Below are 13296 nucleotides of genomic sequence, written 5' to 3'. Positions count from 1 at the left end.
GACAGCGTGGCGCAACGAGGACGACTGCGTAGGGCGGATAGCGCCAACGGCGCTATCCGCCATCCAGGCTCCCAGGCGTGCTCAATCCAGCGCCTCGCGCGTGCTCCGGCCATCGACCAGGCGCAGCAGGCCCAGCGGGTTGGCGTTCTTCAGGGCGTCCGGGAGCAGGCTGTCGGGGTAGTCCTGGTAGCACAGCGGGCGCAGGAAACGCTCGATGGCCAGGGTTCCCACCGAGGTGCCGCGAGCGTCGGAGGTGGCCGGGTAGGGGCCGCCGTGGACCATGGCGTCGCACACCTCGACGCCGGTCGGATAGCCGTTGAATAGCAGGCGCCCGGCCTTGCGTTCGAGCAGCGGGACCAGCCCGGCGAACGCCGCGAGGTCGTCCGCTTCGCCGATCAGGGTCGCCGACAACTGGCCGTGCAGGTTGTCCAGCGCGCGGGCAAGCTGTTCCTCGTCGGCCGCCTCGACGACCACGGTGGCCGGGCCGAACACCTCTTCCTGGAGCAGTTCGTCGCCTTCCAGCAACAGGCCCACGTCGGCCTTGAACAACTGCGGATGGGCCTGCCGCCCTTCCTGTGGCGCGCCGGCCAGGCGCCGGATGCCGGGGTGGCGCTCCAGGCGTTGCAGTCCTTCGACATAGCTGCGCAAGGTGCCGGCGTTGAGCATGCTCTGTGCCGGCCTGGCGGCCAGTGCCTCGCCCAGGGCCGCGACGAAGGCGTCGAAGCCGGGGGAGCGCAGGCCAAGCACCAGGCCCGGCTTGGTGCAGAACTGGCCGCAGCCGAGCGTCACCGAGGCGGCCAGCTCCTCCGCCACCTGCCGGCCGCGCCGGCGCAGGGCTTCGGGGAGCACCACCAGCGGATTGATGCTGCTCATCTCGGCGAACACCGGGATCGGCTGCGGCCGCGCCGCTGCCAGGTCGCACAGTGCGCGCCCGCCCTTGAGCGAACCGGTGAAGCCGACCGCGCGGATGGCCGGATGGCGCACCAGCGCCTCGCCGACGCCGCTGCCGTAGACCATGTTGAATACCCCGTCCGGCATGCCGCTGTCGGCCGCCGCCTGGAGGATCGCGTCGGCCACGCATTCGGCTGTGGCCATGTGTCCGCCGTGGGCCTTGACCACCACCGGGCAGCCGGCGGCCAGGGCGGCGGCGCTGTCGCCGCCGGCGGTGGAAAAGGCCAGCGGGAAGTTGCTGGCACCGAACACCGCCACCGGGCCGAGACCGATTCGCCACTGGCGCAGGTCGGGGCGCGGCGGGGTACGCCCGGGTTGTCCGCGATCGATGCGCGCGCCGTGGAAGTCGCCACGCCGCAGGACTTCGGCGAACAGCCGCAACTGGTTGGCGGTACGTGTCCGTTCGCCCTCGATACGTGCGGCGGGCAGCGCGGTCTCGCGACGGACCAGGGCGACGAAGTCGTCGCCCAGGGCGTCGAGGCGCGAGGCGATCGCCTCGAGGAATCCGGCGCGGCGCGTGGCGGACAGTTGCCGGTAGTGTGGATAGGCGCGTTCGGCGGCGCGGGCGGCGGCGTCGACCTCCGCCTCGGTGGCCTGGACGAAGGCGTAGGGCAGCGCTTCGCCGCTGTCGGCGTCGAGGCTGCGCAGGGTGAGGTTGCCGGCGGCGCTGCGAGCGCCGCCAACGTAGTTGTGACCGAGGATGCTGGGCATGGGGCCTCCCTGGGGACGGTGGACGGAATGCTCTGCCGCTGGCCCTCGCCGGCCGCTCCCCGGGGAGCGAGGCGGCGAGGGCGGGGCGTCGGCTACAAGCCGACGTCCGGCAGCGCCGGCCGGCTGGCCAGGGCCTTGGCCATGATCCGCTCGACGTGCTCGCGATCGGCGCCGCGCAGGGCCAGGCGCGGTGGACGGGTGAGGGCGCTGCCGCGACCGGCGAGTTGCTCGCAGAGCTTGATGCACTGCACCAGGTCGGGACGGGCGTCGAGATGGAGGATCGGCATCAGCCACTCGTAGATCGGCATCGCCTCGGCGAAGCGCCCGGCCCTGGCCAGGCGGAAGATGGTCTCGCCTTCCTTCGGAAACACGTTGGACATTCCCGAGATCCAGCCCTGGGCACCCACCGCCACGCTTTCCAGGACCACGTCGTCGAGCCCGGCGAAGAGGATGAAGCGCTCGCCCACCTGGTTGCGTACGTCGATGAAGCGGCGGGTGTCGCCGGAGCTGTCCTTGAAGCAGACGATGTTCTCGCAGTCGGCCAGGGAAACCAGGATGTCCGGGGTGACGTCGTTCCGGTAGATCGGCGGGTTGTTGTAGACCATCACCGGCAGGTCGGTGCCGCTGGCCACGCTGCGGAAATGCTCGGCGGTCTCGTGCGGCTTGGAGGAATAGACCAGCGCCGGCATCACCATGATGCCGTCGACGCCGACCCGCTCCACCGCCTTGGCCACCTTCGCCGCGCCGGCGCTGGTGAACTCGGCGATCCCGCAGATCACCGGCACGCGGCCGCCGGAGGCATCCTTGGCGACCTCGGTGACGGCCATCTTCTCCTCGATGGTCAGCGAGGTGTTCTCGCCGACGCTGCCGCATACCACCAGCCCGGACACGCCGTCGCGCACCAGGTTGGAGATGACCGTGTGGGTTTCCTCCAGGTTCACCGAGAAATCGGCGTTGAATTGGGTGGTGACCGCGGGGAATACGCCGCTCCAGTTGACGTGCTTGCTCATGGTTTCTCCTTTTTTCGTATTTCGTATACGAATTCAATCGGACCGCTGCGGTCCGAGTCACAGGGCGACGGCAGCGTTCGCCGTCGTGGGCGATCCGGTACGCGCCGGATCGGTTTCCGCCCGGCCGCTGCCTGCGGTCGGGCGGGGTGGTCAGCAGTGGCCGCCGGGCCAGGTGTCGGACAGCCGATAGCCTTGCGGCCAGGGATCGTCCGGGTCGAGCAGGTACTGGTGGATGCCGGTGATCCAGGCCCGCCCGGACAGGCACGGGAGGATCGCCGAACGGCCGCCGAGTTCGGTCAGCGACTCGATGTGGCAGTGGAATTCCGAACCGATGATGGAGCGCCCGACGAAGCGTTCGCCGACCCGCAGCTGGCCTTTCGCCTGGAGCACCGCCATCCGCGCCGAGCAGCCGGTGCCGCAGGGCGAGCGGTCGATCTTGCCGGGGCGGATGACCACCGCGTTGCTCGCGCCGAGGACACCGTCGCGGCGCTCCGGCGGCGCGGCCAACTGGCAGAAGGACAGATGGTCCCAGTCCGGGTTGGTCGGGTGGCGGAAGCCCAGTTGTTCGTTGGCCGCGTGGGTGATCTTCAAGCCGGTGGCGACCAGCTCGGCGGCCTCGTCGGCGCGCAGGGCGAAGCCCAGGCGCCGGGCGTCGGCGATGACGAAGCTGTCGCCGCCGTAGGCGGTGTCGACCTGCAGCGAGCCGAGGCCCTCGACTTCGATCCAGGCGTCGAGGCGGTCGGCGAACGACGGCACGTTGCGGATTTCCACCCGCTCGGCCTTGCCGTCGCGGCATTCCGCGCGGGCCTCGATCAGCCCGCCCGGCGCTTCCAGCAGCAGCCGGGTCAGCGGTTCGCGCATCGGCAGGATGCCGCTGTCGAGCAGTACGGTGGCCACGCACAGCGAATTGGAACCGGACATCGGCGGGGTGTCGGCCGGCTCCATGATGATCCAGCCCATCTGCGCGCGCGGGTCCTTGGCCGGCACCAGCAGATTGGCGTGGCGGAACACTCCGCCGCGCGGTTCGTTGAGGACGAAGTTGCGCAGGTCCTGGTCTCTGGCGATCCAGCGCGACTGTTCCCAGAGGGTGGCGCCGGGCGGCGCGGCGACGCCGCCGACGATCACGTCGCCGACCTCGCCTTCGGCATGGCAACTGACGATGTGGACGATCCGCTGCGAACGCATGGCTATCTCCTGTGCGGGGGCGGGCTCAGAGCACCGAGCGGAGGAATTCCACCGTCTCCGGCCGCTGCGGGTTGCCGATCACCTGGTCGGGGGTGCCGATCTCGTGGACCAGGCCATTGCGGAAGAACGCCACCCGGTCGGACACGTCGCGGGCGAAGCGGATCTCGTGGGTGACCAGGACCATGGTCATGCCTTCCTCGGCGAGCAGGCGCATGGTGTCCAGCACCTCGCCGACCAACTGCGGGTCGAGCGCCGAGGTGGCTTCGTCGAACAGCATGTAGTCCGGCGACATCGCCAGCGCCCGGGCGATCGCCATGCGCTGTTGCTGGCCGCCGGAAAGGCGCTGGGGGAAGACCTTGAGCTTGTCGCCGAGACCGACGTGGGTGAGTTGCTTCAGCGCCATCGCCTCGGCTTCGGCGCGGCTCTTGCCGAGCACCTTGCGCGGCGCGAGCATGACGTTTTCCAGCACGGTCAGGTGGGGGAAGGCGTTCCACTGCTGGAAGACGATGCCGATCTTCCGCCGCAGGCGGTTGAGGTCGGTACCGCGGGCATGCACGTCGATGCCGTCGACGCGGATGCTGCCGCGCTGGATCGGCTCCAGGCCGTTGATGCACATCAGCAGGGTCGACTTGCCGGAACCGGAGCCGCCGATGATCGACAGCACCTCGCCCTTGTCCACCCTCAGGTCGACGCCCTTGACCACCTCGAACTGGCCGTAGGCCTTGTGCACGCCGCTGATCTCGATCATTGCTGCCATCTCCGTTCCAGCCGGGCGCCGAGTCGCGCGACCACCCAGCTCATGAGGTAATAGACGAGCCCCGCGATGCAGAGCACGAAGAGCGGTTCCTGGATGCGCGTGACGATGGTCTGCGAGGCGCGCAGCAGTTCGACGATGCCGATCCAGAGCACCAGCGAGGTGTCCTTCATCACCGACAGGGTCAGGTTGACCCAACCGGGGAAGGCCACCCGGGCGGCCATCGGCAGGACGATGTGGAACAGGTCCTGGCGATAGCTCAGGCCCAGCGAACGCGCCGCCCGGCGCACGCTCGGCGGTACCGAGAGGACGCCGCCGCGGACCACCTCGGCGCAGTAGGCGGCGGCGTACACGCCGAGCACCAGGCAGGCCACGGCGAAGGCGCTCCAGTCGAGGCCGAGGATGCTCTTGAAGGAATTGAGCAGGACGAACTGGATCAGCAGCGGCACGCTGCGGAATACGTCGAGCAGCGCCGCCAGCGGCAGGCTGGCGCGTGGCAGCAGGGCGCGGAGCAGGCCGAAGACGACACCCAGCAGGGTGCCGATCAGCATCGCCATGGCGGTGATGGCGAGGGTGGTCCAGGCGCCTTGCAGGAGCAACAGCAGGTCGTTGGCGGTGAGGCTGGTGGTGAACACGGCATTCCCCTCAGTAACGGAACAGGCGCCAGCCCAGCAGGCGGGCGGCCAGCACCAGCAGCTTGGCCATGGCGAAGTAGAGGACGGCGGCCAGGGCGAAGTATTCGAAGGTGCGGAAGGTCTTGACGTTGAGTGCCTGGGTGACGCCGGTGAGGTCGTCGGTCAGGCCCACCACCACGCCGAGGGAGGTCATCAGCATGGCCCAGACCAACTGGTTGGTCAGCGGGTAGAACACCACCCGCAGCAGCTGCGGGATCACCACCAGGCGATAGGCCTGCGGCGCGCTCATGCCCAGCGAGCGGGCCGCCCGCAACTGGGTCTCGGGCACCGCCTGGAGGCCGCCGCGGAAGGTCTCGGCGAGGTAGCCGGCGTTGTTGAAGGTGACCCCGGCGAGCAGGGCGAACCAGGAACTGACGTGCAGGCCGAAGGAGCCCAGGCCGAAGTAGAGGATGTAGATCTGGAACAGCGCCGGGGTATTCCGCGCGATGGAGATCCAGGCTCCGGCGGCGGCGCGCAGCGGGCGGTTGCCGCCGAGCCGGGCGAAGGCCAGGAGCAGGGCGATGAGGATGCCGAAGAGCATCGACAGCGCGGTGACCTGGAGCGTCACCAGGCTGCCGGCGAGCATCTCCGGCAGGGCGTTGAACGCCGAGCGCCAGTGGAAGGTGTAGTCGAACATCAGCAGTCCTCGCTCAACCAGGCGGGCAGCCCGGCGGGGGCCCGCCCGCCGACGGCGGCCTCGACGCAGCCGGCGAGGCCGGCGAAGCGCACCTGGCGGCCGACCAGTCCGGGGGCGTAGTGGGCATACTTGGCGGAGTTGGTCATCAGGGTGCGCGCGCCCGGCGGCACCAGCGGTTCGTCGAGCATGCACCAGCAGGTGTCGGTGACCAGCCGCGCGCCGAACGCCTGCAGCGTCGCCAGGTGCCCGGCCGCTTCGGCCTGGGCGACGACCTCCCGGCTGCTGGTGATCACCAGCGCTACCTCCGGGTCTGCGGCGGCCGTGGCAGAGCGCGGCGAGCTGGGTGAATTCGCTGGCGGAGAAGTGCGGGTTGCCCAGCGCCACCAGGTCGATCCGCGTCTCGCCGGCGCTGTCCAGCTCGCGCCAGGCGTCGCGCAGGCGCTCGCGTCCGACCCGCAGGGTCCGCCGCGGCGCGCGGCCGCCGAAGGCGCTGGCCAGGTCAGGGGCTTCCGGGGTGACGCCGATGACGTGGAACATCGGCACCGAGGAACTGGTGCCCAGCGCCGCGCCGAAGGCCTTGAGCGCGTCGTGGTCCGGCTGCCGCTGCCGCAGGCCGTCGATCGCCGGGATCTGTCCGTCGCAGAGCAGGCCGCAGAGGTAGCCGAGGGTCGGGTAGAAGGCATCGTCGACGCTGCCGAGGTCTTCCACTTCGATCAGTACCCGCGCCTGGCGCTGCTCGTCGAGGTGACAGCCGGCCAGCGGCGCGCGACCGGTGAGGGCGCAGCAGATATCCATGAAGTCGGCGTACTTGTTGGTGCGTGCGCCGAGCACGCTGTTGGCGAAGAGCACCGCGTTGGACTCGGCCCAGACGATCTGTTCGCCGGCCCGCGCGCTGTCGTCGAGCAGGTAGGGCGCGCAGGTGAAGCTGGGCTGCGCGCCCATGTCGAGATAGGCCCGGGCCAGGGCCGCGGCTGGCTCGCCGAGGGCGGCGGGTACGCCCTGTTCGCGCCAACGGCGCTGGTCCACGGAGATGGCGTTGAGGGTGGTCGGTACCCGCACCCGGGCACCGAGGTCGCGCAGGGTCTCGGCGAAACGCAGGCCGGCCGGGCCGGTGTAGATGCAAGCGTCGATGTGCGCGCGCTGGATGTCGATCAGCCGTTGCGCGCCCTGCAACGCCGCCATGCGCAGGACGATGCGCATCGCCAGGCGTGCGGCTTCGCCGTGTTCGCCGGCGAGCAGGGCCTGGTCGAAGGCGTCCAGTCGCGGGCCGGCATCGGTCGCCAGCGCTTCGGCGGGTCGGGCCTCCAGCGGCGGCGGGGCATCGCGGTGGAGTTCCAGGCGTCCGTCGGCCAGGCGCGCCCAGGGATAGGCGGCGAGTTCGTCGAAGCGCTCGCCGAGACAGGCGATGGGTAGCGAGCGGCCGAACAGTTCCTCGGCGACGATCGCGCCGAGGGCGAGGATTTCGTCCGGTTCGCGCAGGAGGATCGCCGCCGGCGCACGTCCGCCGAGGATCAGTTCCAGCAGTACGCTGCTGCCGGTACAGGAGCCGCGCCCACCGGGAATCGCCAGCAGCCTGCCGTGTAGATGGCGGCCGCTGAGCGGGTGGTGACGGTCGATCACTTCCGCGCTGCGCGGGTCGACGCCGCCCCAGAAGCTCAGGCCGGTCGGTGCGTACAGCAGTTCGCCGGACGCGCTGCCGGCGACCAGGGTACGGGGAACGATGAGGTGTGCGTGCTTCATCGGCGCATCCAGGACGGGGGGAAACGGCGTGGCCCGGCGGCGGACCGCGCCCTCGGCTTCAGCGGTAGACCGCGCTGGTGGTCAGCTCCGGCGCCGTGCCGCCGACCCATTTCTGCGCCAGCTCGGCGTAGCGGCCGGTGCGCACCTGCTGGTTGATGAACAGGTTCAGGTAGTTGAGCAGGCCGTATTCGTTGCGCTTGGCGCCGAGGGCCACGTAGTCGATGTCATAGGGCGCGTCGCCGGCGATCTTCAGGCCCTTGTACTTGCCCGACTTGATCCACGAGGCGGCGACGGTGGAAGAGACGACCGTGGCGTCGATATGCCCCTGGCTGATCGCCAGGGCGGTGTCGGCCTCGGACTGGTAGGCGCGGAAGCTGCCCTTGGCGTCGCCCCAGGCCTTGCTGTCCTTCTCCAGGGCCAGCGCCTCGAAGGTGCCGGCGGTGCCGCCGACCGGGCGGCCCTTGAGGTCCTCGTAGCTGGCGATGCCGGTGTCCTCGCGGGTCAGTACCACCTTGACGAAGGCGAAGTAGGGGATGCTCATGCCGATGGTCTTGGCCCGCTCCAGGGTGTCCGAGGTGGATGCGACGATCACGTCGGCGCGACCCGACACCAGCGCCGGGATGCGGTCGGGAAAGGGCGTCTCGACGATCTCCGCCTTGACGTCCAGGGCCTTCGCCAGGTCGTTGCAGTAATCGACGTCGAAGCCCACCGGGTTGTTCTGTGCATCGCGCGAGCCCATCGGCGGAAAGTCCAGGGTGACGGCGCAGCGCAGCTTGCCGGACTCGATGATGTCGTCGAGCTTGTCGGCCTGGGCGAGACCGGCGAGGGAACAGCCCAGGGCAGCGGTGAGGGCTAGGGCAAGGGTCTTCTTGGTATTCATGGGGGCCTCTGGCGATGCGGTTGAGTGGGAGGGCGGCAAATCCCGTATTTGTGATTTCGTATACGATATTTTTAAGTGAGCAATGGCTGTGCCAGAACCTCGTCCGACGGCGATAAAAAACCTTTCGCTGGAGCGCGACCGCTTTGGCTGGCGCGTCGCTGTGCCAGGCCGCGCCGGACTGCGCCCCGCTCGGGCGCGGCCGGCGGTGTTACAAAAGGGAGCAGGATTGCTACCGCCGCCCCGTGGCGGGGCGAGGCGTTACGCTTTTCGGGGCTAGCGATGGGTCTCGCGGTACTGGCTCGGCGAGAGTCCGGTGAGCGCCTTGAACTGGCGGCTGAAGGCGCTGTGGTCGGTGTAGCCGCAGCGCAGGGCGATCTCGGTGATCGGCGCGTCGCCGGCGAGCAGTTGCGAGGCGGCGCCGAGCCGCGCCTTGTGGATCATCTGCCGTGGGGTGAGCTGGAAGATGCGTTTGCAGTGACGTTCCAGTTGCGCCACCGAGAGCCCGGCGATGGCAGTGAGATCGGCGAGGCTGAGCGGCTGGTCGTAGTGCTCGCGGATATGCGCATCCACCGCCGCCAGCCGGCCGTAGGCCGGGTGCGCCGACTGCGCCGCCGGCAGGTCGTGGGAGATGCCGGCCATGCCGATGATCGCCCCGTCGGCATCGCGCAGCGCCTGCTTGTGGGTCAGGCACCAGCCCGGCTGGCGACCGGGATAGAGGTGCAGCTCCAACTGGTTCTCCAGCGTCGCGCCGCCGCGCAGCACGCGCCGATCCTGCTCGGCATAGAGCGGACCGAGGCTGGAAGGGAAGACCTCGTCGGCGCTGCGGCCGAGCAGTTCGGCCTTGTCCTTCACGCCGCAGCGGCGTGCCAGGGTGCGGTTGACCAGGACGTAGCGGGCGCGCTCGTCCTTGACGAAGAACACCACGCCGGGCATGGCGTCGAGCAGCGCCTCGACCTGGCGCAGGCTGGCCAGCAGGCTGGCGAGGTCGGCGGGGGGCGGGGCGGCGAGCAGGTCGTGCATCGGGGCGAAGGCCTGGCTGGGGGACCGCGCCAGCATACGGGGCGCCGGCGGCCGGGAACAGGGCCCGGCCGCGCGCCTCAGTTGCCCGGCGAGTCGCAGCGCAATGGCACCGTGCGCACGCGGCGCAGGTAGAAGAGGCAGGTGGCGCCGAGCAGCAGCGTCATCAGGACGAACTCGACGGCCAGGGTCGTCTGCGTCGCTTCCAGGTAGTCGCCATGGCGCTCCAGCCTGTGCGCGAACACCGCGCCGAGCAGCGCCGAGCCGAGGCCGAGGGAGGCCTGCTGGACGGTGGCGAGCATGGCGCTGCCGGCGCCGGCCTGGGCGGCCGGCACCTCCGAGAGGCCGATGCGGAAGAAGCTGCTGACGATGAACGCCTGGCCGAAGCCGATCACCAGGGTCGCCGGCGCCAGGTTGAGGATGCCCGGCTGCGGCCAGACCCGTTGCAGGGTCAGCATCAGGCCGAGCAGGCCGCACATCTGGATGACGCAGCCGAGCAGCAGCAGGCGTACCGGGCCGATCCGCGCCGCCACCCGGGCGGTGAGCAGCGCCGAGACGAAGTAGGAGGCGCCGAGGGCGATGAAGGCATTGCCGGCCTGTACCGGCGAGAGACCGGCGCCGGCCTGCAGGGCCAGGGCGAGGGCGAACATGAAGCCGCTCCAGCAGGCGAAGAACAGGATCGCCAGCAACAGGCCGAAGCGGATGCTCGGCAGGCGCAGCAGCGACGGCGGCAGCAACGGCCAGGCCTGGCGGCGTTCCTGGCGCAGCTCGGTGTGCCACAGCCAGGCCAGCAGCGGCACCGCCGCCGCCAGCAGCAGGGCGCAGGGCCAGGACCAGTGCAGCGATGGGCCGAGAGCCAGCGGCAGCAGCAGGCAGAGGATCAGCGCGGCGAGCAGCAGGGTGCCCGGCGCGTCGACGCGGGCGGCATGCTCGGCGCGGGTCTCCGGTACCCAGCGGCGGCTGCAAAGGAGAATGCCGAGGCAGATCGGCAGGTTGATCAGGAACACGCTGCGCCAGCCGAGGCCGCCGATGTCGGCGGAGACCAGGAAGCCGCCGAGCACCTGGCCGACGACGAAGGCCAGGCCGCCGATGGCGCCGTAGGCGGCCAGCGCGCGGGAATGCGCGTGGCCGCTGAGGCTGACATGCAGGGTGGCGAGAATCTGCGGCACGACCAGCGCCGCGCCGACGCCCTGCAGGGCGCGCGCCACCAACAGCAGCCAGACCGAACCGGCCAGCCCGCAAAGCAACGAGGCGACGGCGAACAGGGCGACGCCGAGATCGAACAGGCGGCGACGGCCGTAGTTGTCGCCAAGCCGGCCGCCCATCGCCAGGCACACGGCGAAGGCCACGCCGTAGACGGCGACGATCAGTTCCAGTTCGGTTTCGCTGGCGCCGAGGGAATGGGCGAGGGCGTCGAGGGCGACGTTGACGATGGAGAAATCGATCATCGGCAACAGTTGCCCCGCCAGCAGGATGCAGAGCCCGGCGAGGCCGAGCCGCGACGACGAGACGGCGCTGGGCATGGGCGGAGTCCTTGTGCGGAAGGGAGTGGGCTGGCAGCATGCGCTTCTGGCTAACCCGGTACCAGTTCTTGCTTATCCTGGTATTAGCGCTACCCGTCTGCCCTCCGGAGGACTTCGCCATGCCCCTCGACGCCCCTGCCAGCCACGCTGCGGAAAGCCCCGCGCAGCCGTCCCGCGCCGAACAGCTGGGGGCCTTCCTGCGCCGCCGGCGGGAAAGCATCGAGCCGCAGCGGGTCGGCATTTCCCGCCTCGGCCGCCGACGCACGCCGGGCCTGCGTCGCGAGGAGGTGGCGCAGCTCGCCGGGGTCGGCGTGACCTGGTACACCTGGCTGGAGCAGGGCCGCGCGGTACGCGCTTCGGAGCAGGTGATCGGAGCCATCGCCCGGGCCCTGCTGTGCAACGAGACGGAAACCCACCACCTGTTCAACCTCGCCGGGCTGGCCGCGCCGACCTCGGCGCGGCGGGCGGTCTGCGAGAAGCCCTCGGCCGCCACCCAGGCCATCCTCGATGCCCTCGACCCGTTGCCGGCCATGGTGCAGAACGCCCGTTTCGACATCCGCGGCTACAACCGCGCCTATTGCCGGCTGGTGGGCATCGACCTGGCGGAGATCCCCGAGGAAGACCGCAACTGCATCTACCTGGCGCTGACCCACGAGCGCTGGCGCTACTGCATGGCCAACCGCGAGGAGGCGTTGCCGCGGATGGTCGGCTTCTTCCGCGCGGCAATGGTCGAGCGCATGGGCGATCCGCTGTGGGAGCGGCAGTTGCAGCGCTGCCTGGAGGCTTCGGCGGAGTTCCGCGAGATCTGGCGGCGCAACGAGGTGATGGGTATCGAAAACCAGCTCAAGCGCTTCCGTCATGCGCGCTGCGGCGAATTCGAACTGCAGCAGACCAACTGGTGGTCGGCGCCGAAGAACGGCGATCGCCTGCTGGTCTTCGTCCCCCTCGACGACCACGCCCGCGACTGCCTGGAGCAACTGTGAGTCGGCGCCCTGTTCCGTAGCCAGCGCCTGCTCGTCCTGCTGCAGATTCTGCGCCGGCACCGTTACCCGGTGGCCGGGCATGTGCTCGCCGGCGAACTGGGGATCAGCCTGCGCACCCTCTACCGCGATATCGCCACCCTGCGACAGCAGGGCGCGCACATCGAGGGCGGCGCCGGCGCCAGGCGTTGCTGCGCGAGTGGCGTGAACGGGAAAGCATCGCCGCGCAGTGAGCGACTGCTGCCGGAAACTGACAGACGGCCACCGCCTGCGGGTCTAGCGCCCGGCGCTGTAGCGGCTCAGAGCCGGAACTCCTCGGCGATCAGTTCGCCGAGGCGCTCCAGCGCCGGCGGCCGCTCTCCCGGGGCGAAGGCCAGGCGAATGCGGTGGGCGGGCAGTTCGGCGAAGCCCTCCGCCGGCCCCAGCACGCGCATCGTCGGGCCGACCCGCGCACGGTCGATCACGCCGATCGCCAGGCCGCCTTCGATGGCCGCTTCCAGCGCCGTCGCGCCGGGACTGCTGACCACCGTGCGCCAGCGCCGGCCCGTCGCGCCGAGGGCTTCCAGCAGCGCCTGCCGATAGGGACAACCCTGGCCGTGCAGGGCCAGCGGCAGCGGGCGTTGCGGATCGATCCGCAGGCCGTGGCCGGCGACCCACACCGGCTGGGTGCCGCCGATCTCGCGGGAGTGCCCGTCGTACGGGGTTTCGTCTTGCGCTTGCACCAGCAGGGCGAGGTCCAGCTGGCCGCGCCGCAGGCGTCCGGCCAGCCTGCCGCTGGCGTCGGTGAGCACCTCCAGCTCCAGCGCCGGCAGTTCCGCGCTGAGGCGCGGCAGGAGACGGCCGAGCAGCTTGCCGGCGTATTCCTCGGAAATGCCGAAGCGCACCCGCAGCGGCTCTTCCCGTCTGCGCAACCCGGCGAGCACGCGGTCGTGGGTCTCCAGCAGCTCTGCAGTCTGGCGCTGGAACCGCTGCCCCAGCGGGGTCAGCCGCACCGACTGGTTGTCGCGCTCGAACAGCCGGCCGCCGGCCAGTTCCTCCAGGCGCCGGACGTGGGTGCTCACCGCCGAGGGGCTGCGGTTGAGGTGGCTGGCCGCGGCGAGAAAGCGGCCGAAGCGCAGGATGGCATGGAAGGTACGCAGCAGCTCGATATCCAGGTTGGCGCTCATGGTTCCGATTTCCTGCATGACTGGTGCAGATAGTTTCGTTTGATAGTAGCGGCGGAGGCCGCCTAGCC

The 13296-nt window shown here is 70.3% G+C and carries 11 protein-coding genes and 2 pseudogenes; 2 read left to right on the top strand and 11 right to left on the bottom strand.

Annotated features, from left to right (window positions below; genetic code table 11):
• Positions 1-81: 81 nt before the first annotated feature.
• The 10 genes and pseudogenes from JHD77_RS06860 to JHD77_RS06815 all read right to left on the bottom strand — a co-directional run bounded on the left by JHD77_RS06860 (position 82) and on the right by JHD77_RS06815 (position 11082).
• Positions 82-1662 carry an aldehyde dehydrogenase (NADP(+)) gene (locus tag JHD77_RS06860; RefSeq protein WP_016263762.1) on the bottom strand — a complete coding sequence of 527 codons (1581 nt, stop codon included), beginning with the start codon at positions 1660-1662 and terminating at the stop codon, positions 82-84.
• Between the two features lie 92 nt (positions 1663-1754).
• Positions 1755-2672, bottom strand: a complete 918-nt coding sequence (locus tag JHD77_RS06855; RefSeq protein WP_003105052.1) for a dihydrodipicolinate synthase family protein — start codon at positions 2670-2672, stop codon at positions 1755-1757.
• A 150-nt stretch (positions 2673-2822) separates the two neighbouring features.
• The gene (locus tag JHD77_RS06850) at positions 2823-3857 is read right to left on the bottom strand and encodes a trans-3-hydroxy-L-proline dehydratase (protein ID WP_014603149.1); all 1035 of its coding nucleotides are present in this window, start codon (positions 3855-3857) and stop codon (positions 2823-2825) included.
• 25 nt (positions 3858-3882) lie between these two features.
• On the bottom strand, positions 3883-4605 hold the full coding sequence (locus JHD77_RS06845) for an amino acid ABC transporter ATP-binding protein (RefSeq protein ID WP_003086746.1): 723 nt from the start codon (positions 4603-4605) through the stop codon (positions 3883-3885).
• Positions 4602-5246 carry an amino acid ABC transporter permease gene (locus JHD77_RS06840; RefSeq protein WP_023119677.1) on the bottom strand — a complete coding sequence of 215 codons (645 nt, stop codon included), beginning with the start codon at positions 5244-5246 and terminating at the stop codon, positions 4602-4604. The genes JHD77_RS06845 and JHD77_RS06840 overlap by 4 nt, the downstream gene beginning before the upstream one ends.
• Positions 5247-5256: 10 nt before the next feature.
• Positions 5257-5922, bottom strand: a complete 666-nt coding sequence (locus JHD77_RS06835) for an amino acid ABC transporter permease (RefSeq protein WP_003082559.1) — start codon at positions 5920-5922, stop codon at positions 5257-5259.
• A pseudogene (lhpI, locus tag JHD77_RS06830) lies at positions 5922-7662 on the bottom strand (cis-3-hydroxy-L-proline dehydratase). The gene JHD77_RS06835 and the pseudogene lhpI overlap by 1 nt, the downstream one beginning before the upstream one ends.
• Positions 7663-7720: 58 nt before the next feature.
• The gene (locus tag JHD77_RS06825) at positions 7721-8542 is read right to left on the bottom strand and encodes an ABC transporter substrate-binding protein (protein ID WP_003082561.1); all 822 of its coding nucleotides are present in this window, start codon (positions 8540-8542) and stop codon (positions 7721-7723) included.
• A gap of 273 nt (positions 8543-8815) precedes the next feature.
• Positions 8816-9598 carry an AraC family transcriptional regulator gene (locus JHD77_RS06820; protein WP_023110248.1) on the bottom strand — a complete coding sequence of 261 codons (783 nt, stop codon included), beginning with the start codon at positions 9596-9598 and terminating at the stop codon, positions 8816-8818.
• Between the two features lie 41 nt (positions 9599-9639).
• Positions 9640-11082, bottom strand: a complete 1443-nt coding sequence (locus JHD77_RS06815) for an MFS transporter (RefSeq protein WP_191519244.1) — start codon at positions 11080-11082, stop codon at positions 9640-9642.
• 38 nt (positions 11083-11120) lie between these two features.
• On the opposite strand from JHD77_RS06815, the gene JHD77_RS06810 reads away from it, so the two are divergent.
• Positions 11121-12065 carry a helix-turn-helix transcriptional regulator gene (locus JHD77_RS06810; protein ID WP_023443510.1) on the top strand — a complete coding sequence of 315 codons (945 nt, stop codon included), beginning with the start codon at positions 11121-11123 and terminating at the stop codon, positions 12063-12065.
• A 9-nt stretch (positions 12066-12074) separates the two neighbouring features.
• Positions 12075-12224, top strand: a pseudogene (locus tag JHD77_RS06805) (HTH domain-containing protein); the annotation flags it as partial.
• 137 nt (positions 12225-12361) lie between these two features.
• Here JHD77_RS06805 and JHD77_RS06800 read toward each other — a convergent pair.
• Positions 12362-13228: a LysR family transcriptional regulator gene (locus JHD77_RS06800; RefSeq protein ID WP_105579121.1), complete on the bottom strand. Its 867-nt coding sequence runs from the start codon at positions 13226-13228 to the stop codon at positions 12362-12364.
• Positions 13229-13296 lie beyond the last annotated feature (68 nt).

Source organism: Pseudomonas sp. P20, from assembly GCF_016463925.1.
Lineage (GTDB): Bacteria > Pseudomonadota > Gammaproteobacteria > Pseudomonadales > Pseudomonadaceae > Pseudomonas > Pseudomonas aeruginosa.
The sequence above is the reverse complement of the archived record's forward strand: the minus strand, read 5'-3'. Positions and strand labels throughout refer to the sequence as shown.

Excerpts from the sequence above, each read along its gene's own strand:
- JHD77_RS06860 (WP_016263762.1), bottom strand. The coding sequence starts at position 1,662 with ATGCCCAGCATCCTCGGTCACAACTACGTTGGCGGCGCTCGCAGCGCC.
- JHD77_RS06855 (WP_003105052.1), bottom strand. The coding sequence starts at position 2,672 with ATGAGCAAGCACGTCAACTGGAGCGGCGTATTCCCCGCGGTCACCACC.
- JHD77_RS06850 (WP_014603149.1), bottom strand. The coding sequence starts at position 3,857 with ATGCGTTCGCAGCGGATCGTCCACATCGTCAGTTGCCATGCCGAAGGC.
- JHD77_RS06845 (WP_003086746.1), bottom strand. The coding sequence starts at position 4,605 with ATGATCGAGATCAGCGGCGTGCACAAGGCCTACGGCCAGTTCGAGGTG.
- JHD77_RS06835 (WP_003082559.1), bottom strand. The coding sequence starts at position 5,922 with ATGTTCGACTACACCTTCCACTGGCGCTCGGCGTTCAACGCCCTGCCG.
- JHD77_RS06825 (WP_003082561.1), bottom strand. The coding sequence starts at position 8,542 with ATGAATACCAAGAAGACCCTTGCCCTAGCCCTCACCGCTGCCCTGGGC.
- JHD77_RS06820 (WP_023110248.1), bottom strand. The coding sequence starts at position 9,598 with ATGCTGGCGCGGTCCCCCAGCCAGGCCTTCGCCCCGATGCACGACCTG.
- JHD77_RS06815 (WP_191519244.1), bottom strand. The coding sequence starts at position 11,082 with ATGCCCAGCGCCGTCTCGTCGTCGCGGCTCGGCCTCGCCGGGCTCTGC.
- JHD77_RS06810 (WP_023443510.1), top strand. The coding sequence starts at position 11,121 with ATGCGCTTCTGGCTAACCCGGTACCAGTTCTTGCTTATCCTGGTATTA.
- JHD77_RS06800 (WP_105579121.1), bottom strand. The coding sequence starts at position 13,228 with ATGAGCGCCAACCTGGATATCGAGCTGCTGCGTACCTTCCATGCCATC.